The organism is Agromyces cavernae, assembly GCF_021044935.1.
GTDB classification, from domain to species: Bacteria; Actinomycetota; Actinomycetes; order Actinomycetales; family Microbacteriaceae; genus Agromyces; species Agromyces cavernae.
Genome location: NZ_JAJNMP010000003.1, coordinates 759,422 through 782,308, shown reverse-complemented (window position 1 = coordinate 782,308; position 22,887 = coordinate 759,422). Strand labels below are relative to the sequence as shown.

Genomic DNA, 22,887 nt, shown 5'->3' with positions numbered 1-22,887 from the left:
CGCTCGGCTCAGCCGACGAGCTCGTGCAGCAGCTCGATCGCCTGGTCCCAGGCGATGGTGGCGTCGACCTCACCGCGGTCGAGGGCCTGCAGCGGCGGGCCGAAGACGTTCTCCTGGATCACCGAGTCGTCGGCGCCCTTGAACTGGGCGACGACGCCCTCGGCGCGGGCCGCGAGGATCGCGCCGGTCGGAGCGTCGTTGAAGAACTCGTTCGGCTTCGCCTCGGAGGCGAGGGTCTCCTGAGCCTCGACGGTCGAGGGGAAGTTGCCTGCGGCGGCGGACTGCTTCACCTGCTGCTCGGGCTGGGTGAGCCAGTCGGCGAGCTTGGCTGCCTCCTCCTTGTGCTCAGAGGTCTCGGGAATCGAGAGCCATGCGCCGCCCCAGTTGCCCGGGCCACCGGGGAAGACGTCGGCGAAGTCCCAGCCGGTCGAGGGGTCGGCGCCGCCGGCCTCGGCGCTGCCCTGCACGACGCCGAGCATCCAGCCCGGGCAGACCGCGGTTGCGAAGGTGCCGTCGACGAACGATTTGCCGCCGTTCCAGTCCCACTGCGCCTGCTGCGCCGAGAGGCCGTTGCCGATGGCGCTCGCGAGCAGGTCGAAGTTCGCCTTGAGCTCGGCGTTGTCCTCGACGTTCAGCTCGCCGTCGGCCGTGTAGTAGCCCTCGGGCATCTGGTTCACGATCGAGTTCCAGACGAAGCCGGGCTGGTCGAACCAGGCCTTGCCGGTCGTGTCGACGTACTGCTTGCCGACCTCGAAATAGTGCTCCCAGTCGCCCTCGAGGAGCGCGGCGACCTCTTCGCGGTCGGTCGGCAGGCCGGCCGCCGCGAACGCGGGACCGTTGTAGCAGATGCCGGTCGGGCCGATGTCGGTGCCGTAGCCGATGACGCGGCCGTCGGCGTCAGTCGCCTGCTCGTACTTCCAGTCGACCCAGTCGCCCTTGCGGTCCTCGATGCCGTAGTCGCGGAGATCGACGAAGGTGTCGCTGACGTCCATGATGGCGCCGAGCCAGCCCTCTTCGATCGCGACGATGTCGCTGAGGCCCGAGCCTGCGGCGATCTTCGTGAAGGCGTCGGTGCGGGCGTTGCCGCCGGTGTCGATGTTCGTCGCCTCGATGGTGACGTTCGGGTTCTCCTCCATGTACTCCTCGTACAGGTCCTCGTAGCCGAAGGTGCCGAACGTGGTGACGGTCAGCGTGACGGGTTCGTCGCCGGTCGAGCCCTCGTCGCCGCCGCCTGTGGAACAGGCGGACGCGAGCAGGGCGATCGATGCCGCGCCGGCGACGGCCGCGGCGATCCGTGTGTGGCGTGAGAGCTTCACGGTCACTCCTTTGTGTGCGTGGACGGGAATGCGTCGCTTTGCGAGAGCGCTCTCTTAGTGCGTGAGAGCGCTCTCACGATTCGAGAGGAGACACTATGCACTGGACACGTCTCCTGTCAAGAGAGCGCTCTCACGATGCGTGGATTACGTGATCGCGACGGCCTTCGGATGTCCCTCCCAGCCCGCGCCGAGGCATCCGCCCTACACTGCCCTGCGTGTCAGATGCTCCACCGCCCCAGCCGTCCGAGGGGTCGCGTCGACGCCGCATGACGATCGCACTCGCGATCAGTGCGGCCCTCATCGCGATCGCGGTCGTCGTGATCGGCGCGGTCACGTCTGCCGACACCAGCGGTCCCGACGCCGACGGCGCCGATCCTGCTGCCGTGACCGAAACCGCCGACGTGATCGAGCGGCCGATGCCGACGGCGGCGCCCGAGCCGACGGCCGTCGCCGTCGAGCCGGCGCTCACTCCGCAGGTGCAGGCCCAGATCGACTACGCCCTGAAGTACTGGAAGGACTACAACCCCGAGTACGGCGTGCTCGGCATCACCGACTGCGTCAACTTCGCCAGCCAGACCCTCATCGCCCGCGGCTGGGAGCAGGACGACGAGTGGTACAACGACCCCGTCGACGTCTACAAGGCGAGCGACACCTGGCGGAGCTCGACCGCGATGCGCGACTGGCTCGCGACGCGGCCCGACCTCGCCACGCCGCTCGACGACACGCAGCGCGACGAGGTCGAGGTCGGCGACATCGCCCAGTTCGACTGGGACAACTCGGGCGACCGCGACCACACCGGCATCGTGACCAAGATCGAGCGGACCGCCGCCGGCACTAAGATCTATTTCGCCGGCCACACGCTCGACTCCGACTACCGCGACGTCGACACGGCGATCACGGTCGATCACCCGGGTGGCACCGCCTACTACTGGAGTCTCGAGCAGTGACGCAGCCAAGCCCCGCCGTCCAGCGCAGACGCATGACGGTGGCGCTCGCGCTCATCGCCGTGCTCCTCGCCGTCGCCGTCGTCGTGGTCGGCGCCGTCTCGGCCGGGGCGAACGGGGGCGCGGGTGCATCCGCCACTCAGGCGCCCACCGAGACACCGCGCCCCGCGCCTGCCCAGGCTGCCCCGCCCGCGACCGTCGACACGTTCGATCGCACGGCGCACTCGCTCGACGACCCGATGAGCATCTGGGTCGTCGTCAACAAGCTCCGGCCGATGAACCCGCAGGACTTCGAGCCCGAAGACCTCGTGTTCGTACCGGTCGACTACACCTTCGAGCCGTATATGCGTCAAGAGGCATCCGACGCGGTCGTCGCGATGTTCGAAGCTGCGGCGAACGAGGCCGACCTCTACCTCGCATCCAACAGCGCGTTCCGGTCGTACGGTGCGCAAGAGAACATCTACGACGGCGACGACCTGCTGACCGCCCGGCCGGGCTTCAGCGAGCACCAGACCGGGCTCACGATGGACATCGGCCCGTCGACGGGGGAGTGCGCCATCGAGACGTGCTTCGGCGAGCTCCCTGAGGGCATCTGGCTGCGCGACAACGCCTACCGGTTCGGGTTCATCCTGCGCTACCCGGCCGACAAGACCGCGATCACCGGCTACGAGTACGAGCCGTGGCACTTCCGCTACGTCGGCGTGCCGCTCGCGACCGAGATGCGCGAGAAGGGCATCTCGACCATGGAAGAGTTCTTCGGCCTGCCGGCGGCACCGTCGTATGAATGAGCGGATTCCCCGGCGCGGGCTTTCGCTGACGATTCTCATCGTCAACCAGCTCCTGGCCGGCATCGGCGTCGCGTCGGGCATCGCGGTCGCCGCGTTGCTCGTCGACGAGCTCACCGGTGTCGTCGCCCTCGCCGGGCTGGCGCAGTCTGCGAGCGTGCTCGGCGCAGCGCTCGCGGCGATCCCGCTCGCTCGGCTCGCCGTGCGCGCCGGGCGTCACGTCTCGCTCGCCACGGGATACGCGTGCGCGTTCGCGGGTGCGGTGCTCATCGTCGTCGCGGCCGCGAGCGGCTGGGTCGTGCTCGTCTTCCTCGGCCTCGCCGCCTTCGGGGCGGGTGCGGCGGCCGGCCTGCAGGCGCGGTTCGCGGCGACCGAGGTCGCGGCGCCGGGGTTCGAGGCGCGGTACATGTCGCTCGTGCTCTGGGCGACGACGCTCGGCTCGGTCGCGGGCCCGCTGCTGTCCGAGGCCGGCGCCGAGTTCGGGGCGGCGCTCGGGTTGCCGCCGCTCGTCGGGCCGTTCCTGCTGTCGGGGGCGGTGTTCGCCCTCTCGTCGCTGCTCGTCGCCGCGCTGCTGCGGCTGCCGAAAGCCGGCGTGCTCGAGTCCGACACCGCACCCGTCGCCGAGGCCGACCCTGCCGACCCGGAACGCGTCGCCGGGGCTGACGCTGCCGACCCGGAACCCGTCGGTCGAGTGGCGTCCGACGAAGGAGGACGGGTATCGAGACCAGCCCCGCCCGCATCACGTCGCAGCGTCGGCGCCTGGGCGGCCCTGCGCATCGCCGTGCGCGAGCCCCGGGCGCTGTTCGCGGTGCTCGCGATCGTCTGCGCGCACACCGTCATGGTCGGGGTCATGGTCATGACGCCGGTGCACATGACCGCGCACGGGCTGTCGCTGTCACTCGTCGGCGTCGTCATCAGCATCCACATCCTCGGTATGTACGGGGCGAGTCCCATCGTCGGCTGGCTCGCCGACCGCGTCGGCTCGGCGCGCGTGATCGTGCTCGGCATCGGCTTCCTGCTCACCGCAGCGCTGATCGGAATCCTTATGCCCGCCGATGACGTGCTCCTGATCCCGCTCGCGCTCGGCCTGCTCGGGCTCGGCTGGTCGTGCGGCCTCATCGGCGGATCGACGATGCTCAACCACTCGGTCGATGCGAGTATCCGGGTGCCGTTGCAGGGTGCGACCGACGCGGCGATGAATCTCGCGGCCGCGGCATCCGCAGCCCTGTCGGGTGTCGTGCTCGGCCTCGGTGGGTTCGCGGGCGTCAACATGGTGGCGGTGCTCGTGCTCGTGCCGCTCGTGATCGCGGGGCTGCGGGCGCGGAGGGCGGGCCGGGCGACGGAGGCGGCTGCGTCGGCATCGCAGGCGTGAGAGCGCGTTCACACCCGGTTCCCAGTCAGTGAGAGGGTTCCTCACAAAATCGCGTGGTGGAATCGCCTGTCCTCCTTAATGCCGACATCGGAAACCGCCCGTGCCCAAGATCAAGAAGTCCAAGACGAAGTCCCAACCGAACACCGACCTCGCGCCCCTTCCCGAACGCCGTCGCTCGACGTTCCGCGCGCCGGCCGCTGACGTCGACCTCGGGCTCTTCGGACTCGGCGTGGGCGATCGCGAGACCGCGGTGACTCCCGAGGTCGTCGGGCCGTCGGCGATCGCGGAGGCGTCGGATGTCGCTGCCGAGGCCGAAGCAGACGAGCGGGTCGAGGAGGTCGAACTGTCGGCGGTCGCCGACGAGCCTGAGCCGGTCGAGGTCGCCGAGCCGGTCGTGGTCGCTGAGCTCGCGCAGATCGCTGAGCCCGCCGAACCCGAGGCCGCCGAACCCGATGCCCCCGAACCCGAGGCCCCCGAACCCGAGGTCGCCGAACCCGATGCCCCCGAACCCGACGCACCCGTCGCTACGCCGTCGCAGCACCGTGCGCGGCACCGCGCCGATCGCACGGGGAACCGGCGGGCGTCGGGCGGCAGTTCCTTCCGCGTCGTGCTGTCGGCGTTCTGAGGCCCAGCCGCCACCGCCCGCGAGGGCGTCAGCCCGCCGAGGGAGCCACCCTGCGCGCGGTCAGCGCCTCGAGCAGCGCTGCAGCGGTCGCGGCGTCGTCGACCGTCACGACGAAGACGCGCCCGTCGTGTCGCGCCACCTGCAGCGCCTCGCCCGAGTGCAGCACGATGCCGAAGCGGCCGTCGAGGCCGACTCGGACGCCCCACCCGCCGAACTCCGCCGTCGGCCGCACGGTCGTGACGCCCGCGTCGGCGATATCGCCGAGCGGGATGTGGAATCGGGGCACCCCGATCGCGGATCGCACGGTGAGCCCGGCACGGTCGACGCGCACTCGGAACACGAACGTCGCGCACGCGAGGACGAGCAGCACGAGTGCGGTCGCGAGCATGGCCCACCACGCCGGCGAACCCGTCACGGCCAGTGCGATGGTGCCGACCGCGAGCGCGACGATCGCGGCCGTGATGGCGAGCATCGCCGCCGCCGACATCGTCGTCGTGCGAACCCAGACCACGCGCTCACCGGGCGTGAGCGTGAGGGCCTCGACGGCCTGAATGGTCGCCCCTGACCCGCCGCTCGTCACGACGTTCGGCTGAGCGAACCACCCGGCGACGCTGGCGAGGAGCCCGGCGGCGACGCCCACGGCGAGCGGCAGGAGGACGCCCGGCGCATCGTGCGCGTCGTCGAGCCCGCGCTGCATGCCGAACGACCAGGTCAGGGCCACCGCGAGCAGCGTCGTGGCGCCGAGCGCCACGGCGCCGAGCAGTCGATGGGTCGGCCCCCACTCGCCGTCGCGCGACGGCACGAGCACCATCGCTGCGAAGATCGCCGCGAGTCCGGCGCCGAGGACGGCCGTGAAGAGCGGTACCGTCCATGCGGGCGCGAATCCGTCGGGTCCGCCGTCGCCCGACCAGTGCGTGGCGACCGTCGCCGGAACCTCGGGCAGCCAGACGAGCATGAGCACGACGGCGATCGCCGTGATCACGATCGGGGCGATCACGCCGACCACGAGATAGCGGCGTCGGGCGGTGTGCACGTCGGGGGTGGCGGTCATCGGAACGTCTCCTTCACGAGTGAGGCGAGGGTGTCGGGTGAGAGGCCGAGCGCGCGGGCGCGCTGGGCGAGGGCGATCACGTCGTCGTGCAGTTGGGCGAGCGGCTCGACGGCGTCGGTGACGACCGCACCGCGGCCACGCCGCATGTCGACGAGACCCTCGTCGCGCAGCTCTTGGTACGCGCGCAGCACGGTGTGCAGGTTGACCTCGAGTGAACTCGCGACCTCGCGGGCCGAGGGGAGCCGGTCGCCCGGTCGGAGTCGGCCGGCGGCGGCGTCGGCGCGTACCGACGCCGCGACCTGCGCGAAGATCGGCACGTCGCTCGCGGGATCGACACGGATGAGCATGCTCGGCTCCTTCACAACTGTTATAGAAATACTAGAACAGTTGGCGGTGGACGTGCAACCCTCCGCCTCGCTGAAGTAGCCGGCTCAGCGGGTTGAGGAGCGACGAAGGCGGTGGGTCGAGGAGGCGCCCTGGCGCCGTCTCGAGACCAGCGTCTCGAAACCCGGCCGAGAGGGGTTTCGAGACGGTCGCTGCGCTCCCTCCTCAGCCCGCTCGTGCTCCGACGCCGGGGTTCAGCCCGCGAGCGCCGCGTCGACGATCTGCTTCGCCGCAGCCTGCACGGCCTTGAGGTGCTCGGGCCCCTCGAACGACTCCGCGTAGATCTTGTAGACGTCTTCGGTGCCGCTCGGACGCGCGGCGAACCAGGCGTTCTCGGTCGTCACCTTGACGCCGCCGATCGCCGCGTCGTTGCCGGGGGCGTGCGAGAGCTTCGCCGTGATGGGCTCGCCGGCCAGTTCCGTGGCAGAGATCGCGTCGCCGTCGAGCTTGCCGAGGGCCGCCTTCTGGGCAGCGGATGCCGCGGCATCCGTTCGCTCGTACGCCGGGTCACCGAACCGCTCGACCAGCGACCCATAGAGTTCGGAAGGCGACTTGCCCGTGACCGCACGGATCTCTGCCGCCAGCAGGCAGAGCAGGATGCCATCTTTGTCGGTCGTCCACACCGAGCCGTCGAACCGCAGGAACGACGCGCCGGCGCTCTCTTCGCCGCCGAACCCGACTGATCCGTCGATGAGCCCCGGCACGAACCACTTGAACCCGACCGGCACCTCCCAGAGCCGTCGGCCGAGCGATCCGGCGACCCGGTCGATCATCGAGCTCGACACGAGGGTCTTGCCGATCGCGGCGTCGGCGCTCCACTCGGGACGATGCGCGAACAGGTACTCGATCGCCACGGCCAGGTAATGGTTCGGGTTCATGAGTCCGCCGTCGGGCGTGACGATGCCGTGGCGGTCGGCGTCGGCGTCGTTGCCGGTGAGGATGTCGAAGTCGCCCCGGTGCGCGAGCACCGAGGCCATCGCCGACGCGCTCGACGGGTCCATGCGGATCTTGCCGTCCCAGTCGAGGGTCATGAACGACCACGTCGGGTCGACGCGCGCGTTCACGACGGTGAGGTCGAGGTCGTAGTGGTCGCGGATCGCCGCCCAGTAGTGCACTGATGCCCCGCCGAGCGGGTGGGCGCCGATACGGATGCCGCTGCGCCGGATGGCCTCGAAGTCGATGATGTTCGCGAGGTCGGCGACGTAGTTGCCGCGGAAGTCGTAGGTCTCGACGCCGCTCGGCTCGGCCTGGTTCACCTCGGCGCCCCCGCCGGCGATGAGCTCATTCGCACGGTTCGCGATCCACGCGGTCGCCTCGGAGTCGGCGGGGCCGCCGTGCGGCGGGTTGTACTTGAAGCCCCCGTCTTGGGGCGGGTTGTGCGACGGCGTGATGATGATGCCGTCTGCCTCGCCCTCGCCGCGCGTCTCGGGGTCGTTGTTCCACTTCAGGATCGCGTGGCTCAGCGCGGGCGTCGGCACGTAGTCGTCGAACTCGTCGACGAGCACGCGCACCTTGTTGCCGACGAGCACGTCGAGGGCCGTCGTCTGGGCGGGGGCGCTCAGGGCGTGGGTGTCGGCGCCGATGAAGAGCGGCCCCGTGATGCCACGCGACGTGCGGTAGTCGACGATCGCCTGCGTCGTCGCGAGGATGTGGTGCTCGTTGAAGCTCGTGGTGAGCGACGAGCCCCGGTGGCCCGAGGTGCCGAAGACGACGCGCTGCTCGGGGATCGAGGCGTCGGGCCTCTTCTCGTAGTAGGCCCTCACGAGGGCCTCGACGTCGATGAGATCGGATCCGGTCGCCTGGGTTCCCGCGCGCTCGTGCATGCCCCCAGTCTTGCGTGGGTTGAGGAGGCGCGCCACCGCAGTCCCGAACGTGGGTTGAGGAGGCGCGCCAGCGCCGTCTCGAAACCCTCGACGACCTTCACGGACGAGCCGCGGCCGACTCGAACACACCCTCTGGGTCGTACGTGCGCCGGATCCGTCGGACGCGCTCCTCGTGCGCTCCGAGGATCAGGCCGCCGACGGCGCCCTCCTCTTCACCCAGCCCAGCGAAGTTCAGGTACATCCCGCGGGAGACCGGCTCGAGCGCGTTCCAGAGCCCGCGCGCCCAGCCGATCGAGTCGTCGTCGAGCGCGGGATCGCTCCAGATCGCGTCCACGCTCACGTTGAAACGCGCACCACGATGCGCGAAGGCCGTCTCGTCGGAGCCGATCCGATCGACCGCCCCGCCGAGGGTCCGCACGAACACGGCCGAGTTCGGGTCCGGTCGGCGAGCGGCGTGCCCGACGATGAGGTCGATGGTCGCGTCATCCGGCTCGTCCATGAAATGCGACTTCCAGTAGTAGCGTCCGCCGTCGGGGATCGCGAAATCGAACTGGCTCTGTGCCTCGACCCAGGTGGTCGTGCCGCTGAGATCGAGGATCGGCTCGCCGAGACGCGAGAACGGCTCGAGCGCCGTCGCGGCATCGGCAGGCGCGCCGATGAACGTGCCGAAGGCGAGTGCGACCGGCACGCCGATGATCTCATCAGGCAGACCGGGGACGGGCGGGAGCGCCCAGAGCGCGAACTCGGGTGCGATGGTCGGCGGCGCCTCCGCGGCCAGCTGTCGCCAGGAGCGGAAGACCGCACCGGCGTCCTCGGGCGCATAGACGAACGCCGCAGCGGCGACGTCGGGACCGAGTGGATGCAACGCGAACGTGAACTCGGTGACGACCCCGAGCCCGCGGCCGGCCCCGCGCAGGGCCCAGTACAGGTCGGCGTGCTCGTCAGCGCTCGCCGTGCGCACCACGCCGTCCGCGGTGACGACGGTCATCGAGAGCACGTTGTCGCAGCTGAGGCCGTGCGTGCGCTGCAACAGGCCGAGGCCGCCGCCCAGCGTCAGGCCGGCGACGCCGGTCTCGGAGACCTCGCCACCCGGTGCGGCGAGCCCGAACGCCTGGGTCGCGGCATCCACGTCGGCCCAACGTGCTCCACCCTGCACGCGAGCCGTGCGGGCCACCGGGTCGACGACCACGTCGCGCATCCCGGAGAGGTCGATCACCAGCCCGTCGTCGCAGACGGCGCTCCCGGCGACCTGGTGCCCGCCGCCGCGGATCGACACGATCGGTCGGTGCACCCGCGCCGCGTCGACGCATGCGACGACGTCATCGACGTCGGCACAACGTACGACGACCTCGGGATGCCGGTCGATCAGGCCGTTCCAGACCGCCCTCGCGTGGTCGTACTCCGGGTGGTCCCGGCCGATCACGGTTCCTCGCACTCGCGCGCGCAGGTCGCCGATCAGCGTCCGGCGCGCGACCTCCGGCAGTGCCATGATCACCCTCGCCTCCCCGCCGCGAGTGCGGCGGCTGCGCTCAGGCTACGACCGGCACGCGCGCCGGTTCATGGGGCGAACACCCCATCTCCGACGCGCTCGCCCGGCGGAAGCTCGTCGGCCAGGAGGCCGTGCCGCATCGCGAAGACGGCGATCGTCGCACGGTTGCGCGCCCCGGTCTTCGTGTAGATGTGGTCGAGGTGGTTGCCGACCGTCTTGGGCGAGACGTGGAGGTCGGCCGCGATCTCGGCATTCGAGCGGCCCCGTGCGGCGTGCCCGAGCACCTCCACCTCGCGTTCGGTGAGGCCCGCCGGCCACTCGCGACGGAGGTGGCGGCGGTGACCCGCGGCGACCAAGACAGCTTCGACGGCAGCCGCGTCCAGACGCCCCTCGCGCACCTCGCGACGCAGCACCGCCGGGAGCTCCGTCGCGGGTGTCGCGGGACGATGCGGTCGGTATCGGGACTTCGAGGCGTACATGTCCGCGGCCGCCAGCAGTCGAGCCGGCGGAGTGATCTCGGCACCTGAGATGCCGCGGGGATAGCCCGATCCGTCGAGGCGCTCGTGATGCTGGCAGGCGAGGCGCCCGTGCGCGCGCAACCCCGGGAACGGCTCGAGGATCGCCTCGGTGAGGTACGGGTGCAGCCGCATCTGCTCGGCCTGCGCGGGTGTGTGCGGGCCCGGCGACTCCCAGACGGCTGCCGGAACGCCCAACCTGCCCAGGTCGTGCAGCAGCGCGGCCCGTCGCACGTCCGAGCGCTCGCTCGTCCCGAGGCCGAACACCTCTGCCGCCGCGTCGACGAGCTCCGCCGTGGCCGACTGGTGGCCGAGCAGCGTCGGCGACTTGAGATCGACGTAGTCGGCGAGCACACCGAGCGCCTCGTCGAGCCGATCGTCGTCGAGTACGTCGTCGAGGCTCGGAACCAGCCGCATCGACGCATCGAACGCGTCGACGGCGGTGAGGGCGGCGAAGATCGCGTCGGCCTGGTCGCAGAACAGGTCGACGAGGTCGGGATCGAGCTGCGTGCCGCGACGGGCGCGTGCCACGGCGACGGCGGCATCCGTCCCTCCTGCTCGTCGGATCGCCATCACGACATCGCCGAGGTTCGCCGCCCGAGCCGAGAAGTCCACCTCCGTGCCGCGAAGACCTCGGGGTTCACCGTTGCCGTCCCACCGCTCGAACACCTGGTCGGCGCCGGTGCACAGGTTCGCGGGTATTCCGAGCGCCTCGGCGAGCGCGGCGGCCGCCAGGCGGTGGTTCTCGAACATCGCGTACGCATCGCGCACGCCTTCGACGCGGAAGGCGGCGAGCGTGCGCCGGCGTTGCGGCCATGGCTGACCGGCCCCGACGTGGTGGGCCATGAAGGCCATCGCGGCCCGGTCGTCGGCGAGGTCGACCGTTCGGATGTCCGCCTTGACACGATGGTCGTCGCCGAACCACCGCGCCTGCTCGAGCGAGTCGACATGGCATCCCGCCCACGCCAGCATCGAGGTGTGGAACACCTCGCGCCGCGCGTCGGCGTCGAGCCCCGCACGTTCGGCGAGGAGCAGGGCGATGTAGGTCTGCCCGAGGGTGTGCCCCATGGGCTGTCCCATGCACAGGTCGATGCCGCGCGACAGCGCCGCGAGCAGCTCGTGCCGATGCACGCGCGGCTCTCCGACGGTGTCGGCCGCGGCCATGGGGCAATTCTCCCTCACACGGCGAGGGCGTGCACCCCCGTGGCGACCGTGTAGATCGCGAGGCCCGCGAGCGCGCCGACGACCGTGCCGTTGATGCGGATGAACTGCAGGTCGCGTCCCACCTGCAGCTCGAGCTTCTCGGTCGTCTCGCGCGGGTCCCATCGTTCGACGGTTTCGGTGATGACCCCCGCGATCTCGTGCCGGTAGTTGCGCACGACGTACGCCGCGGCGTCGACGACCCAGGCGTCGACCTTCGCGGCGAGCGCCTCGTCGGCGGCGAGCCGGGTGCCCACCTCGATCACGGCCGATCTCAGGCCGGTGCGCAGTTCGCCGGCGGGTTCGGCGAGCGCCTCGTCGAGGGTCTGCTTGACGCTCGCCCACGCCTCGGCCGCGAACTCGCGCACGCGCGGACTGTCGAACAGGTCGGCCTTCAGTCGTTCGACGCGGGCGATCACGGCCGGATCGTGCTGCAGGTCGTCCGCGAGCTCGGCGAGCCAGCGATCGATGGCGAGGCGAAGCGGATGTCCCGGCTCCGCCCGCACCTCCCGCACGAACGCGAGCACCTCGTGATGAGCCCGGTCGTCGACGAGCCGGTCGACGAACCCGGGCACCCAGCGGGGCAGCCGGTCGGAGACCATGCGGCCGAATGCCTCGGGATGCGCGGCGAGCCACGCCTCGGCCTTCTCGAGCACGACGTCGATCGCCGCACGCTGCTGATCGGCGGCCACCAGCCGGTCGCCGATGCGGCCGATCGCGGGCGCCCACTCGGGTTCGAAGAGGTGCCGTCGCGCGAGCCGCTCGATGACGTCTTCGACGTCGTCGTCGCCGAGCAGCGTCAGCACGCCCCGCGCCGCGACGGCGGCCTCGGCGGTCACCCGCTCGGCGTTCGCGGGCTCCGCGAGCCAACCCCCGAGCCGCCGCGCGATGCCGACCGACGCGAGCTTGCCGACGACGACCTCCTCGCTCAGGAACTCGTCCTCGACGAACGCCCCGAGCGTCGCGCCGATCTCGTCCTTGCGCTTCGGGATGATCGCCGTGTGCGGGATCGGGATGCCCAGCGGATGCCGGAACAGTGCCGTCACCGCGAACCAGTCCGCGATCGCCCCGACCATCGCCCCTTCGGCCGCAGCACGCACGTACCCGAGCCACGCGATGTCGTCCTGCAGCGCGAACGACACCGCGAACACCGCCGCCGCCATGACGAGCAGGCTCGTCGCCACCCGCTTCATGCGCCGCAGCGCGGCCAGCCGCTCGGCATCGCTCGGAACGGCGCGCCCGGTCGGCACCCGGGTCTGGTCGATCACCATCATGAGCCGGCCCCCTCGCGTCCGATCGCGGTCCGTCCGCTCTCGACGCTAAGCCATCCCGCCCCGCGGGCGGAGACCCGAGCGGCAGAAACCTGAGGGTCGGGAGCGAACTAGGCTGGCCTGCATGACCGAAGCCGTGCCTGCGAAGCCCGAGGAGACCTACTCCTATCTCGGACCGGCCGGCACGTTCACCGAGGCGGCGCTCAAGCAGGTCCCCGAGGCGGCAGGCGGGCACTGGCGGTCGGTGAACAACGTCGGCGAGGCGCTGGCGGATGTCTCGACCGGGCGTTCGACCGCCGCGATGATCGCCATCGAGAACTCGATCGAGGGCGGCGTGAGCGCCACGCAGGACGCCCTCGCGACCGTGCCCGGGCTCCGCATCGTCGGGGAGTACCTCGTGCCGGTCAACTTCGTCCTCGTCGCCCGCCCGGGCACCCGGCTCGACGAGGTGCGGCTCGTCAACGCGCATCCCGTCGCCTACGCGCAGTCGCGCGGCTGGCTCGAGCAGCACCTGCCCGACCACGGGCACATCCCGGCGGCGAGCAATGTGCAGGCGGCGGCATCCCTCTTCGACGGCAGCCAGGCCGATGCCGCGGTCGCGCCGCCCGGCATCACCGACCACCTCGACGTCGACGTGCTCGCGCGCGACATCGGCGACAACCCGAACGCGGTCACGCGGTTCGTGCTCGTGAGCCGCTCGCGGGTGCTTCCCGAGCCGACCGGCGCCGACAAGACGAGCCTCATCGTCGAGCTGCCCAACGACGAGCCCGGCGCCCTGCTCGCCATGCTCGAGCAGTTCTCGACCCGTGGCGTGAACCTGTCGCTGCTCGAGTCCCGCCCCATCGGCGATGCCCTCGGCCGCTACCGGTTCGTCGTCGATCTCGACGGGCACGTCTCCGACGAGCGCGTGGCCGACGCGCTGCTGGGCCTGCGTCGCACGAGCCCCAAGGTGATCTTCCTCGGCTCGTACCCCCGGGCCGATCAGCGCGCGATCGAGTACCACTCGAAGTTCGACGACGAGATCTTCATCGAGGCGCGCGACTGGCTGCGCGGGCTCGTGAGCGGCGAACCCGACACCGATTGAGGCTGGTCATTCTCGACGCGCGAGTCGAGAATGGGGGAATGACCGACAGCAAGGCGCGCATCGATCCGCGCTACGATCCGCGGTTCCAGCGCGGGTACGTCGGCAGTGAGGCGGATGCCCCGCCCCACGCCGATTCGCCGCCGCCCGGGTCGCCCGTGGTCGCGCCGGTGCCGGTCACTCGTGAGCCGCGCGAGCAGGTCGAGTCCCGCCCGGCTCGGCTCGAGCCCGAGGTTTCCCCGGTGCGCGAGCCGCGCGTCGCCGACCGCGGCACGCCGAGGGCGCGCGTGCCCCACGCTCCTGCACCGGGCGCAGGCGCGTCCGACGGCAAGGCCCCTGCTGAGCCCGCCACCGATGCCTCGACCGATCCCTCCACCGCCGATCCCTTCGCCGCAGCGTTCTCCGGCGTCGAGCCCGATGATCCCGAGTCCGCTGTGCGCGCCCGGGCCTGGCTCATCGCGGGCTGGTTGTTCTCGGGGGCGATCCTCGCGGGCGGGCTGTGGTGGTCGTGGTCGGCGGCCATCGACCCCCGCTACTACAACGGGTTCGGCGGCGCGAACTCCAACGCGTTCATGTTCCTGCAGTGGAGCGTTCCGCCGGCCATGGTCATGATCGGCGCCATCGGCATCGTCGTGGTGACCACGGTTGCCGGACTGCACCAGCTCGCCGCATCCGCCGACCGCGACGCAGGTGGGCGGGCGTCGGCGTTCCCGCGTGTGCCGGCCGCCTACGGGCTCATCGCCATCGCGATCGTCGGGGCCATCGCGACATTCTGGCTGGGCGGACTCATCGCCGACGGCCAGGGCGTGATGTGGACCGAGTCCGGACCGCGGGCCGATCAATTGACGACGGTCGCCCTCGGGCGAGTCGGCGAGGTGGGCATCGGGCCGATCGCCGCGGCGGCGTTCGCGTCGGTCATCGGCCTCGTGCTGCTCGGCGTCCAGTCGGCGCGCCCGCTGCGACCCACGCGACGCGCCGGCTGACCGAGGGCAACCTCAGCGCGCGACCCGCACGACGAGCGATGCGGGCGACACGGTGAACGTCGCGCCGATCACCTGGCCGAACTCGTCGCCGTCGATCTCGAACTCCTCGGGCGCCCCCTCGATGCCGATCTCGACCGACCGGCCGCGCAGGTAGACGATGTGCTGCTTCTTGTTGCCACCCGTGAGGTCGATGAGCTGGCGGCCGAGGGTCGACTTGCGCAGCACCCGGTTCTCCCACGTCACCGTGCGCCAGATCAGGATCCAGCCGAAGATGTTGCGCGGCTGCAGCACGACGACGTCGAGCTTGCCGTCGTCGAGCTCGGCGCCGGGGATGAGCTCGATGTTTCCCGGGAGGTAGCCCAAGTTCGCCACGAGGATGCTCGCGACCTTCGAACGGTGGTTGCGCCCGCTGTCGAGGCGGTGCGTGGCCCGGTACGGCTTGGATGCGGGGATGGCGCGCAGGCCGGCGTCGACGTAGGCGAGCCACCCGACGCGCTTCTTCAGGTCGGGGTTGGTGTTCGAGATCATCGCGGCGTCGATGCCGATGCCCGCAAGCACGAGCGAAACGTGCGACTCGTCGGAACCGTCGGGCCGGGTGATGTCGGCGACGATCACGTCGACGGCGTGGTCGATGCCCGAGAACGCGAGCACCACGGCGTCAGCCAGATCATTCACGGGGATGCCGAGGTTGCGGGCGAACAGGTTGCCGGTGCCGAGCGGAACGATGCCCACGGGCACACCCGTGTCGCGCAGCCCCGCAGCGACCGCCCGCACGGTGCCGTCGCCGCCGGCCGCCAGCACGAGGTCGACTCCCGCGTCGACGGCCTCGCGCGCCATGCCCTTGCCGGGGTCGTCCTCGGTGGTCTCGATCCACATCGTCGGAGCGAACTCCTGCCGCCGCTCGGCGCGTGCGACGGCCTCGCGCAGTGCCGTCACGCCCTGCTTCGAGGGGTTGAAGATCACGGCCGCGCGCGGGTGCGACCCCGCGGCATCCGCGGGCCGTTCGCCCTGATCATTCGCCACGATTCCAACGGTATTCCATCGGGGCTTTCAGGGCCGAGAACGTGCGGATGCCCCGGGCTAGACTTGCTCGGGTGATCGACCCCGTGCTGCTCCGCGAGAACCCCGACCTCATCAAGCGTTCGCAAGAGCTCCGCGGCGAGTCCGCGGAGTTCGTCGACGAGGCCGTCGCGGCCGACACGGCGCGCCGCACCGCCATCACGGTGTTCGAGGCGCTGCGCGCCGAGCAGAACGCGTTCGGCAAGCAGGTCGCGCAGGCGCCCAAAGAGGCCAAGGCCGCGCTCGTCGCCGAAGCGCAGGACCTCGCGGGCCGGGTGAAGGCCGCGAATCAGGCGGTGAGCGATGCCGAAGCCGAGTTCACGCTCGCCGTGCAGAAGCTCGGCAACATCGTCCTCGACGGGGTGCCCGCCGGCGGTGAAGACGACTACATCGTGCTGCGCGAGGTCGGCGAGCTGCCCGCGTTCGACTTCGAGCCCCGCGACCACCTCGAGATCGGCGAGCTGCTCGACGCCATCGACATGCCGCGCGGCGCGAAGGTCTCGGGCGCCCGCTTCTCGTACCTCAAGGGCGTCGGCGCAAGGCTCGAGCTCGCCATCATGAACATGGGCCTCGACCGTGCGATCGCCGCGGGCTTCACGCCCCTCATCACGCCCACGCTCGTGCGTCCCGAGATCATGCAGGGCACGGGCTTCCTCGGCGCCCACTCCGAAGACATCTACTACCTGCCCGACGACGAGCTCTACCTCACCGGAACGAGCGAGGTCGCGCTCGCCGGCTACCACGCCGACGAGATCCTCGACATGACGGGCGGGCCCATCCGCTACGCCGGCTGGTCGACCTGCTACCGCCGAGAGGCGGGCAGCCACGGAAAAGACACGCGCGGCATCATCCGCGTGCACCAGTTCAACAAGCTCGAGATGTTCAGCTACGTCGACCCGGCCGACGCCGAGGCCGAGCACGCGCGCCTCCTCGCCTGGCAGGAGGGCATGCTGCAAGACCTCGGCCTCGCCTACCGCGTCATCGACACCGCGGCCGGCGACCTCGGCTCGAGCGCCGCGCGCAAGTACGACGTCGAGGCGTGGGTGCCCACGCAGGCCGCCTATCGCGAGCTCACGTCGACGTCGAACTGCACGACGTTCCAGGCGCGCCGGCTCGACATCCGCCACCGCACCGAGAGCGGAAAGACGGCACCGGTCGCGACCCTCAACGGCACCCTCGCGACCACGCGGTGGATCGTCGCGATCCTCGAGACCCACCAGCAGGCCGATGGGTCGGTCGTCGTGCCCGAGGCGCTGCGCGGGTACCTCGGCGGGCTCGAGCGGCTCGAGCCGGTGTCGCGATGATGAAAGACATCGCTGGTCGAGTAGCGAGCGAAGCGAGCGTATCGAGACCCGAGGTCGGTGATCTCGGGTCGCCTCCTTCGTCGGTTCATCGATCAGCAGAGTCGGATGGCGCGTGGTTCGTCGCCCTCGACGTCGACGGCACCATCATGCATCAGGACGAGACCATCGACGGCTCGGTCGCCGACGCCGTCGCCGCGGCCGTCGAGCGCGGGCACATCGTGACCCTCGCGACCGGCCGGTCATGGTCGACCACGGCCCCGGTGCTCGAGCACCTCGGCCTCGAGCCCGAGTACGTCGTCTGCGCGAACGGCGCCATCACGATGCGCCGTGACACCACGGCTCCCGGGCGGTACGTTCGCGAGCACGTCGAGACGTTCGACCCCACCGCGGTGCTCGAGCGCATCCGCACCTTCCTGCCCGCGGGCAAGTTCATGGTCGAGCTTCCCGACGGGTTCCGGCTCTACACCACCGGAATGGTCGAGTGGAACCTCGACAACGCCCGCGAGGTCGAGTTCGATGAACTGCTCGACCAGCGCGCGACCCGTGTCGTCGTCACGAGCCTCGAGCACGGGCTCGACGAGTTCTTCGAGATCGTCGACCAGATGGGCCTGCACCACGTGAGCTACGCCATCGGCTGGACGGCGTGGCTCGACATCGCCCCCGACGGCGTCAACAAGGCCACCGCGCTCGAACGCGTGCGCGGCTGGCTCGACCTCCCCGCCGACCGGGTGATCGCCGTGGGCGACGGCCGCAACGATCTCGAGATGTTCTCGTGGGCGGGTGCGGCAGGGCGCTCGGTCGCCATGGGCCAGGCTCCCGACGAGGTGCGCGCGGCCGCCGACGAGGTCGCCGGATCGATCGACGACGCCGGCCTCGCCGCGGTCCTCGACTCGCTGCCCTGAATCCGCCGTCGAACCGGGTTTCCGGCGCGACACGCCGGTAGAATCAAGGGCGTCGAAGGGGACGACGTGAAGGGTGACGCGCGCGCCACCGGGGCGGGGGCTGAGGCGGCCGAGCCGCCGCGCCATGGTCGCGTGCGCCGCCGCTCGGGCGTTTCGACCTACCTCAAGCTCGCGGCATCCGTCATCGCGGTGCTCGCCGTGAGCGCCGCCGCCGTCGTGGCCTATGCGGCCGTCGATCTCGTCCGCACCGTGCAGCAGAAGCCGACCGTGACGCTCGCGAACGAGGAGATCCTCGAGGGCGCGCCCGACATCGGTGCGATCGACGGGGGCCTCACCTTCCTCCTCGTCGGCAGCGACAAGCGCCCCGCCGACGGCTCGTTCGGCGACCCCGACATCGACTCGGCCGTGCTCAACGACGTCACGATGCTCGTGCACCTCTCGCAGGACCACTCGCACGTCGAGGTCGTGAGCTTCCCCCGCGACATGCTCGTGTCGGTGCCCGAGTGCCCCGACCCGGCCGACTCGACGAACACCCTGTCGGCGCTGTTCGAGACACCCCTGAACGGCGTGCTCGGCTATGGCGGCCTCGCCTGCGTCGCGCTCACGATCGAGCAGCTCACGGGCGTGAAGATCCCGGTGGGCGGGGTCGTCGAGTTCCAGGGCGTCGCCGCGCTCGCCGAGGCCGTCGGGGGCATCGAGGTGTGCCTGGCCGATCCGGTCGACGACATCCGATCGGGCCTGCACCTCGCGGCGGGCAAGCACGTCATCACGGGATACACTGCGCTCGCGTTCCTGCGCACCCGGCACGGGGTCGGCGACGGCAGCGACCTCGGTCGCATCGCAAGCCAGCAGACGTTCCTCGCCTCGCTGGCCCGCACGATGCAGGCGAGCGGCACCCTCGGAGACCCGGTGAAGCTCTACTCGATCGCCAAGGTCATCCTCTCGAACGTGCAGCTCTCGAACGCGATGCAGAATCCGGTGACGCTCGTCGCGATCGCACGGGCACTGCAGGCGGTCGACCTCGGTCGCATCACATTCGTGCAGTACCCGACCGTCTACACGTCCGATCTCCGGTACGTCACGCCCTCGGCGTCGGCCGCGGCCGTGAACCTCGCGTTGCAGCAGGACCTGCCGCTCGCCGTCAACCCGAATGCGACGACGGATGCCCCGTTCGGGACGATTCCCGATCCGACCCCGCCGGCGCCCACGACGACGCCAGGACCGCTCCCCCCACTCGCCCCCGAGCCGGCCGTGCCGTTGGGCCCCGAGCCCAGCCCCGAGGCATCCGCAACTTCCACGCCGACGCCGACGCCGACGGTGCCGCCCGCCACCCTGCTGCCCGACGACGTCACCGGGCTCACTGCCGATGAGGTGCGCTGCGCGACCGCGAACCCCGGCTGAGCGGTGCCTTCGGGCTGCCTCCGCCGCTGCATCCCCGCTGCTTCAGGGCTCTCTCAGGCGCGGCTGGAAGGCTGTTCGAGATGCGCGTCGGCTAGAATCGGGGCCTGCCTGCACGATCTCGCCCTCAGGCGGGTGAACGCGGGCTTGGAGGGCTGTCCGAGCGGCCGATGGAGCTGGTCTTGAAAACCAGTGGGCAGCAATGCCTCGTGGGTTCGAATCCCACGCCCTCCGCGCAAGCAGATCGAGACCGGCGACACGAGACCAGGCGACACGAGAGGAACACGTGAGAGAAGCGGTGCGACCCACCTCGCGTCGCGCGGCGAAGTCAGCTTCGGTCGCGCGCCACGGACGCCTCGGCAGGCACTCCGCATGGAAGACGGCGGCGAAGGTCCTGGCCTCCACCGTCGCCGTCGCGCTCGTGTCGGGCACCGCGGTCGCCGCGTACGCCGCCTTCGATCTCGCAAGCTCGCTCAAGCCCACGGTCACGCTCGACAATGAGGCGGTGCTCGACGGCGTGCCCGATGTCGGCGCCATCGAGGGCGGTGTCAACCTGCTCGTCATCGGCAGCGACAGCCGCGAGGGCCAGGGCGACGCGTTCGGCGACCCCGACGAAGAGACGGCCGTGCTCAACGACGTGACGATGCTCATGCACATCGCCGAAGACCACTCGCACGCCTCGGTCGTCAGCTTCCCGCGCGACATGCTCGTCGACGTGCCCGCCTGTACCGACCCTGCCGACCCCGCCGGCGACCCGCTCTACGAGCAGTACGGCGTGAAGATGAACTCGGTGCTCGCCTACGGCGGCATGCCGTGCGTCGTGAAGACCGTCGAACAACTCACCGGCCTGACGATCCCGTTCGCCGGCACTGTGCAGTTCCTGGGCGTCGCGGGCCTCTCCGAGGCGGTCGGCGGTGTCGACGTGTGCGTCGCCGAGCCGATCGTCGACGAGCACACCGACCTCAACCTGTCGGCCGGCACCCACTCGCTCAGGGGCATGGACGCGCTGCAGTTCCTGCGCACGCGGCATGGCGTCGGCGACGGCAGCGACCTCGGGCGCATCTCGAACCAGCAGGTGTTCCTCTCGTCGCTCACGCGCAAACTGCAGACCGGCGGCACGCTCGGCGACCCGGTTGCGCTCTATTCGATCGCCAAGGTCGCGCTCAGCAACATGGAGCTCTCGTCGTCGCTCGTCGACCCCACTCGTATGGTCTCGATCGCGAAGGCGCTGAAGGACACCGACCTCTCGAAGATCGCGTTCATCCAGTACCCCACCGGTTATGTCGACGGCGAGGTCGTGCCGAGCGAATCGGCGTTGCTCATCAACACCGCGCTGCAGGAAGACCTGCCGGTGATCTTCGACCCCGCGTCCGGCGAGGCGTCGTTCGCCTCGGCGGCCGACCCGAACGCGCCCGTCGAAGAGGCGCCCGTCGAAGAGGCGCCGGCTGAAGAGGTGCCCGCCGAAGAGGCTCCGGCGACCGAAGTACCTGCGGCGCCCGCACCGACCGCCGAGGCACTGCCGAGCGACGTCACGGGCCAGACCGCGGCCGAGACCCGCTGCTCGGTGGCGAACGACGGCTGACCGCCCGAAACGGCTCGAATCGTCAGTTCGGGCACCCTCGGGTTATGATTGCTGTCGCGTGTTCGCGTCAGCGTTCACGAGGAGACGTCGCATAGTCCGGCCGAGTGCACCACCCTGCTAAGGTGGAGTCCCCGTAAGGGGACCAGGGGTTCAAATCCCCTCGTCTCCGCTCACTTTGAGCCCCCGATACTGAAGAAATGGCCCTCGCATTCCGCGGGGGCCATTCTCGTTGGTCGGCTTGCACGCCCTGGTCGTGAGATTTCGGCGCGCCATCCTGGATTCCGAGCATTCGTCAGATCACGGTGCATGCTTGCGTCAACCTTCGACGCACAGGGGGCCCGATGGCAGACATCACCCGTCGCACTGCCCTGCTTGCTCTTGCTTCGGTTTCGGCGGTTTCGTTGGCGGGCTGTGAGCAACTGGACGAGGCGCTTCCGCCGTCGGTTCCGCCGACTCCTTCAGCGCCGGCTGCAACGCCGACGGTGCCGCCGGCCCCTGCCCCGTCGTCGCCGATGCCCGCGCGGCTTCCGGTCCCGCCGGGGACGCTGACGGAACTTCCGCCGGAGTCGGGCAGTGTGATGGCGTGGACCGTCGACGACGGAACCAGTACAGAGGTCGTCGCCGCGTATGCCGCCTTCGCGGCCGCGACCGGCACGCGGCTCACGATGTTCGTCAACGGCATCTATGCGAGCTGGGATGAGAACGCCGAAGCGCTGCGGTCGCTCGTGGCGTCGGGCCAGGTGCAACTCGCGAACCACACCTGGTCGCATCCCGATCTCACGACCCTTGACGACGCGTCGATCCAGGCGGAGTTGCAGCGCAACCACGACTACCTCGCCGAGGTGTACGGCGTGGATGCGAGACCGTACTTCCGTCCGCCCTACGGAGCGCACGACGACCGCGTCGACGCCGCGGCTGCGGCGATCGGGTACACGACGCCGACGCTCTGGTACGGGTCGCTCGCGGACTCCGGGGAGCTGCCCGATCAACAGATCGTCGACCTGGCGAACGAGTGGTTCGCTTCGGGAAGGATCATCATCGGGCACTTGAATCATCTTCCGGTGACCCGGGTCTTCGATCAGTTGACCGGGATCCTCGAGGCACGGGCGTTGACCACGGTCACCCTGAACGATGTCTTCATCAGCGCCGCCCACCCCTGATCGTTCCATCGCGAGTCGTTCCCGATTGGTCACGTCACGACGCGGCGACGACCACGAGAAGGAAGAACAACAACGCGCGCCGCGGTGACGACACGCGTTCGAGGGACTGACATTCCCTCATTGACGGCGCTAGTTTGTGGTCACGCAACTCTGCCGAGTCGAAGGAGCCTCACATGGCCGGAACTCGTCCCGGCGGCGTCACTCTCGTCGCTGTCCTCGCCTGGATCAGCGGTGCACTGCAGATCCTCGGCGGCATCATCGTCCTCATCGGCGGAACAGAAGTGCCCGGGGCGACCACGGCAGCTTGGGTCGCCATCATCATCGGCATCATCACGATCCTCGTCAGCCTCGGACTGTTCCGAGGCAGCAACACGTCCAGGGTGATCGTGACGATCGTGTTCGTCCTGAACCTCGCGTCCGCCGTGTATGTCATGTTCGCCGTACCGGCTCAGCTGTGGTCCGCGGTCATCAGCGGGGCCGCCGCGCTGATCGGGCTGATCCTGCTCTACACCGCCCGCGCGAACGAGTTCTTCCGCTCCTGAACGATACCGAAGGCGCGGACGGGTGGGGCGTCGTGCCGTTCGCGGGTGGGTGATGGCGATGTCACCGGTTGTTGGTAGTTTGGTGCCCACTCACCACCACT

The 22,887-nt window shown here is 70.3% G+C and carries 20 protein-coding genes and 2 tRNA genes; 14 read left to right on the top strand and 8 right to left on the bottom strand.

Annotated features, from left to right (window positions below):
• Positions 1 to 8: 8 nt before the first annotated feature.
• The gene (locus LQ757_RS14975) at positions 9 to 1,316 is read right to left on the bottom strand and encodes an ABC transporter substrate-binding protein (protein WP_231048043.1); all 1,308 of its coding nucleotides are present in this window, start codon (positions 1,314 to 1,316) and stop codon (positions 9 to 11) included.
• Between the two features lie 215 nt (positions 1,317 to 1,531).
• On the opposite strand from LQ757_RS14975, the gene LQ757_RS14970 reads away from it, so the two are divergent.
• The 4 genes from LQ757_RS14970 to LQ757_RS14955 all read left to right on the top strand — a co-directional run bounded on the left by LQ757_RS14970 (position 1,532) and on the right by LQ757_RS14955 (position 5,042).
• Positions 1,532 to 2,263 carry an amidase domain-containing protein gene (locus tag LQ757_RS14970; protein WP_231048042.1) on the top strand — a complete coding sequence of 244 codons (732 nt, stop codon included), beginning with the start codon at positions 1,532 to 1,534 and terminating at the stop codon, positions 2,261 to 2,263.
• A complete protein-coding gene (locus LQ757_RS14965) occupies positions 2,260 to 3,048 on the top strand; it encodes a M15 family metallopeptidase (RefSeq protein ID WP_231048041.1) in 789 nt (262 codons plus the stop codon). The genes LQ757_RS14970 and LQ757_RS14965 overlap by 4 nt, the downstream gene beginning before the upstream one ends.
• Positions 3,041 to 4,417 carry an MFS transporter gene (locus tag LQ757_RS14960; RefSeq protein WP_231048040.1) on the top strand — a complete coding sequence of 459 codons (1,377 nt, stop codon included), beginning with the start codon at positions 3,041 to 3,043 and terminating at the stop codon, positions 4,415 to 4,417. The genes LQ757_RS14965 and LQ757_RS14960 overlap by 8 nt, the downstream gene beginning before the upstream one ends.
• A 100-nt stretch (positions 4,418 to 4,517) precedes the next feature.
• Positions 4,518 to 5,042 (top strand): hypothetical protein, encoded by a 525-nt coding sequence (locus LQ757_RS14955; RefSeq protein ID WP_231048039.1) that lies wholly within the window; start codon positions 4,518 to 4,520, stop codon positions 5,040 to 5,042.
• A gap of 28 nt (positions 5,043 to 5,070) precedes the next feature.
• Here the strand turns inward: LQ757_RS14955 and LQ757_RS14950 are convergent, their stop codons facing one another.
• The 6 genes from LQ757_RS14950 to LQ757_RS14925 form a co-directional block, all read right to left on the bottom strand.
• A complete protein-coding gene (locus LQ757_RS14950; protein ID WP_231048038.1) occupies positions 5,071 to 6,093 on the bottom strand; it encodes a DUF1648 domain-containing protein in 1,023 nt (340 codons plus the stop codon).
• Positions 6,090 to 6,440, bottom strand: a complete 351-nt coding sequence (locus LQ757_RS14945; RefSeq protein ID WP_231048037.1) for a GntR family transcriptional regulator — start codon at positions 6,438 to 6,440, stop codon at positions 6,090 to 6,092. Before LQ757_RS14945 ends, LQ757_RS14950 begins: the two co-directional genes overlap by 4 nt.
• Before the next feature lie 231 nt (positions 6,441 to 6,671).
• Positions 6,672 to 8,300 carry a phosphoglucomutase (alpha-D-glucose-1,6-bisphosphate-dependent) gene (gene pgm, locus LQ757_RS14940; protein WP_231048036.1) on the bottom strand — a complete coding sequence of 543 codons (1,629 nt, stop codon included), beginning with the start codon at positions 8,298 to 8,300 and terminating at the stop codon, positions 6,672 to 6,674.
• A gap of 97 nt (positions 8,301 to 8,397) precedes the next feature.
• On the bottom strand, positions 8,398 to 9,789 hold the full coding sequence (locus LQ757_RS14935; RefSeq protein WP_231048035.1) for an FAD-binding oxidoreductase: 1,392 nt from the start codon (positions 9,787 to 9,789) through the stop codon (positions 8,398 to 8,400).
• Positions 9,790 to 9,857: 68 nt separating this feature from the next.
• Entirely contained in the window at positions 9,858 to 11,468 is a 1,611-nt protein-coding gene (locus LQ757_RS14930; RefSeq protein ID WP_231048034.1) for an HD domain-containing phosphohydrolase, read from the bottom strand.
• A gap of 14 nt (positions 11,469 to 11,482) precedes the next feature.
• Positions 11,483 to 12,775: a DUF445 domain-containing protein gene (locus tag LQ757_RS14925; RefSeq protein WP_443591717.1), complete on the bottom strand. Its 1,293-nt coding sequence runs from the start codon at positions 12,773 to 12,775 to the stop codon at positions 11,483 to 11,485.
• 124 nt (positions 12,776 to 12,899) lie between these two features.
• Here LQ757_RS14925 and pheA point away from each other — a divergent pair, with 124 nt between their 5' ends.
• Together pheA and LQ757_RS14915 are read left to right on the top strand one after the other, a co-directional pair.
• The gene (pheA, locus tag LQ757_RS14920; RefSeq protein ID WP_231048032.1) at positions 12,900 to 13,859 is read left to right on the top strand and encodes a prephenate dehydratase; all 960 of its coding nucleotides are present in this window, start codon (positions 12,900 to 12,902) and stop codon (positions 13,857 to 13,859) included.
• Positions 13,860 to 13,897: 38 nt separating this feature from the next.
• Complete coding sequence (locus LQ757_RS14915) at positions 13,898 to 14,839, top strand: hypothetical protein (RefSeq protein WP_231048031.1); 942 nt, start codon at positions 13,898 to 13,900, stop codon at positions 14,837 to 14,839.
• A 12-nt stretch (positions 14,840 to 14,851) separates the two neighbouring features.
• Here LQ757_RS14915 and LQ757_RS14910 read toward each other — a convergent pair whose 3' ends face one another.
• A complete protein-coding gene (locus LQ757_RS14910; RefSeq protein WP_231048030.1) occupies positions 14,852 to 15,862 on the bottom strand; it encodes a diacylglycerol/lipid kinase family protein in 1,011 nt (336 codons plus the stop codon).
• Positions 15,863 to 15,933: 71 nt separating this feature from the next.
• Between LQ757_RS14910 and serS the strand changes: the two genes are divergently transcribed.
• The 8 genes from serS to LQ757_RS14870 all read left to right on the top strand — a co-directional run bounded on the left by serS (position 15,934) and on the right by LQ757_RS14870 (position 22,786).
• Positions 15,934 to 17,202, top strand: coding sequence for a serine--tRNA ligase (gene serS, locus LQ757_RS14905; protein WP_231048029.1), 1,269 nt, complete (start codon positions 15,934 to 15,936; stop codon positions 17,200 to 17,202).
• Positions 17,199 to 18,104, top strand: a complete 906-nt coding sequence (locus tag LQ757_RS14900; protein WP_231048028.1) for an HAD family hydrolase — start codon at positions 17,199 to 17,201, stop codon at positions 18,102 to 18,104. The genes serS and LQ757_RS14900 overlap by 4 nt, the downstream gene beginning before the upstream one ends.
• A gap of 66 nt (positions 18,105 to 18,170) precedes the next feature.
• On the top strand, positions 18,171 to 19,505 hold the full coding sequence (locus LQ757_RS14895) for an LCP family protein (protein ID WP_231048027.1): 1,335 nt from the start codon (positions 18,171 to 18,173) through the stop codon (positions 19,503 to 19,505).
• A gap of 146 nt (positions 19,506 to 19,651) precedes the next feature.
• Positions 19,652 to 19,736: transfer RNA gene (locus tag LQ757_RS14890), tRNA-Ser, on the top strand.
• A gap of 52 nt (positions 19,737 to 19,788) precedes the next feature.
• Positions 19,789 to 21,084, top strand: coding sequence for an LCP family protein (locus LQ757_RS14885; RefSeq protein ID WP_231048026.1), 1,296 nt, complete (start codon positions 19,789 to 19,791; stop codon positions 21,082 to 21,084).
• An 80-nt stretch (positions 21,085 to 21,164) separates the two neighbouring features.
• A tRNA-Ser gene (locus LQ757_RS14880) sits at positions 21,165 to 21,253 on the top strand.
• A 409-nt stretch (positions 21,254 to 21,662) separates the two neighbouring features.
• The gene (locus LQ757_RS14875) at positions 21,663 to 22,244 is read left to right on the top strand and encodes a polysaccharide deacetylase family protein (protein WP_231048025.1); all 582 of its coding nucleotides are present in this window, start codon (positions 21,663 to 21,665) and stop codon (positions 22,242 to 22,244) included.
• Positions 22,245 to 22,417: 173 nt separating this feature from the next.
• On the top strand, positions 22,418 to 22,786 hold the full coding sequence (locus tag LQ757_RS14870; protein WP_231048024.1) for a hypothetical protein: 369 nt from the start codon (positions 22,418 to 22,420) through the stop codon (positions 22,784 to 22,786).
• The last annotated feature ends 101 nt before the right edge of the window (positions 22,787 to 22,887 follow it).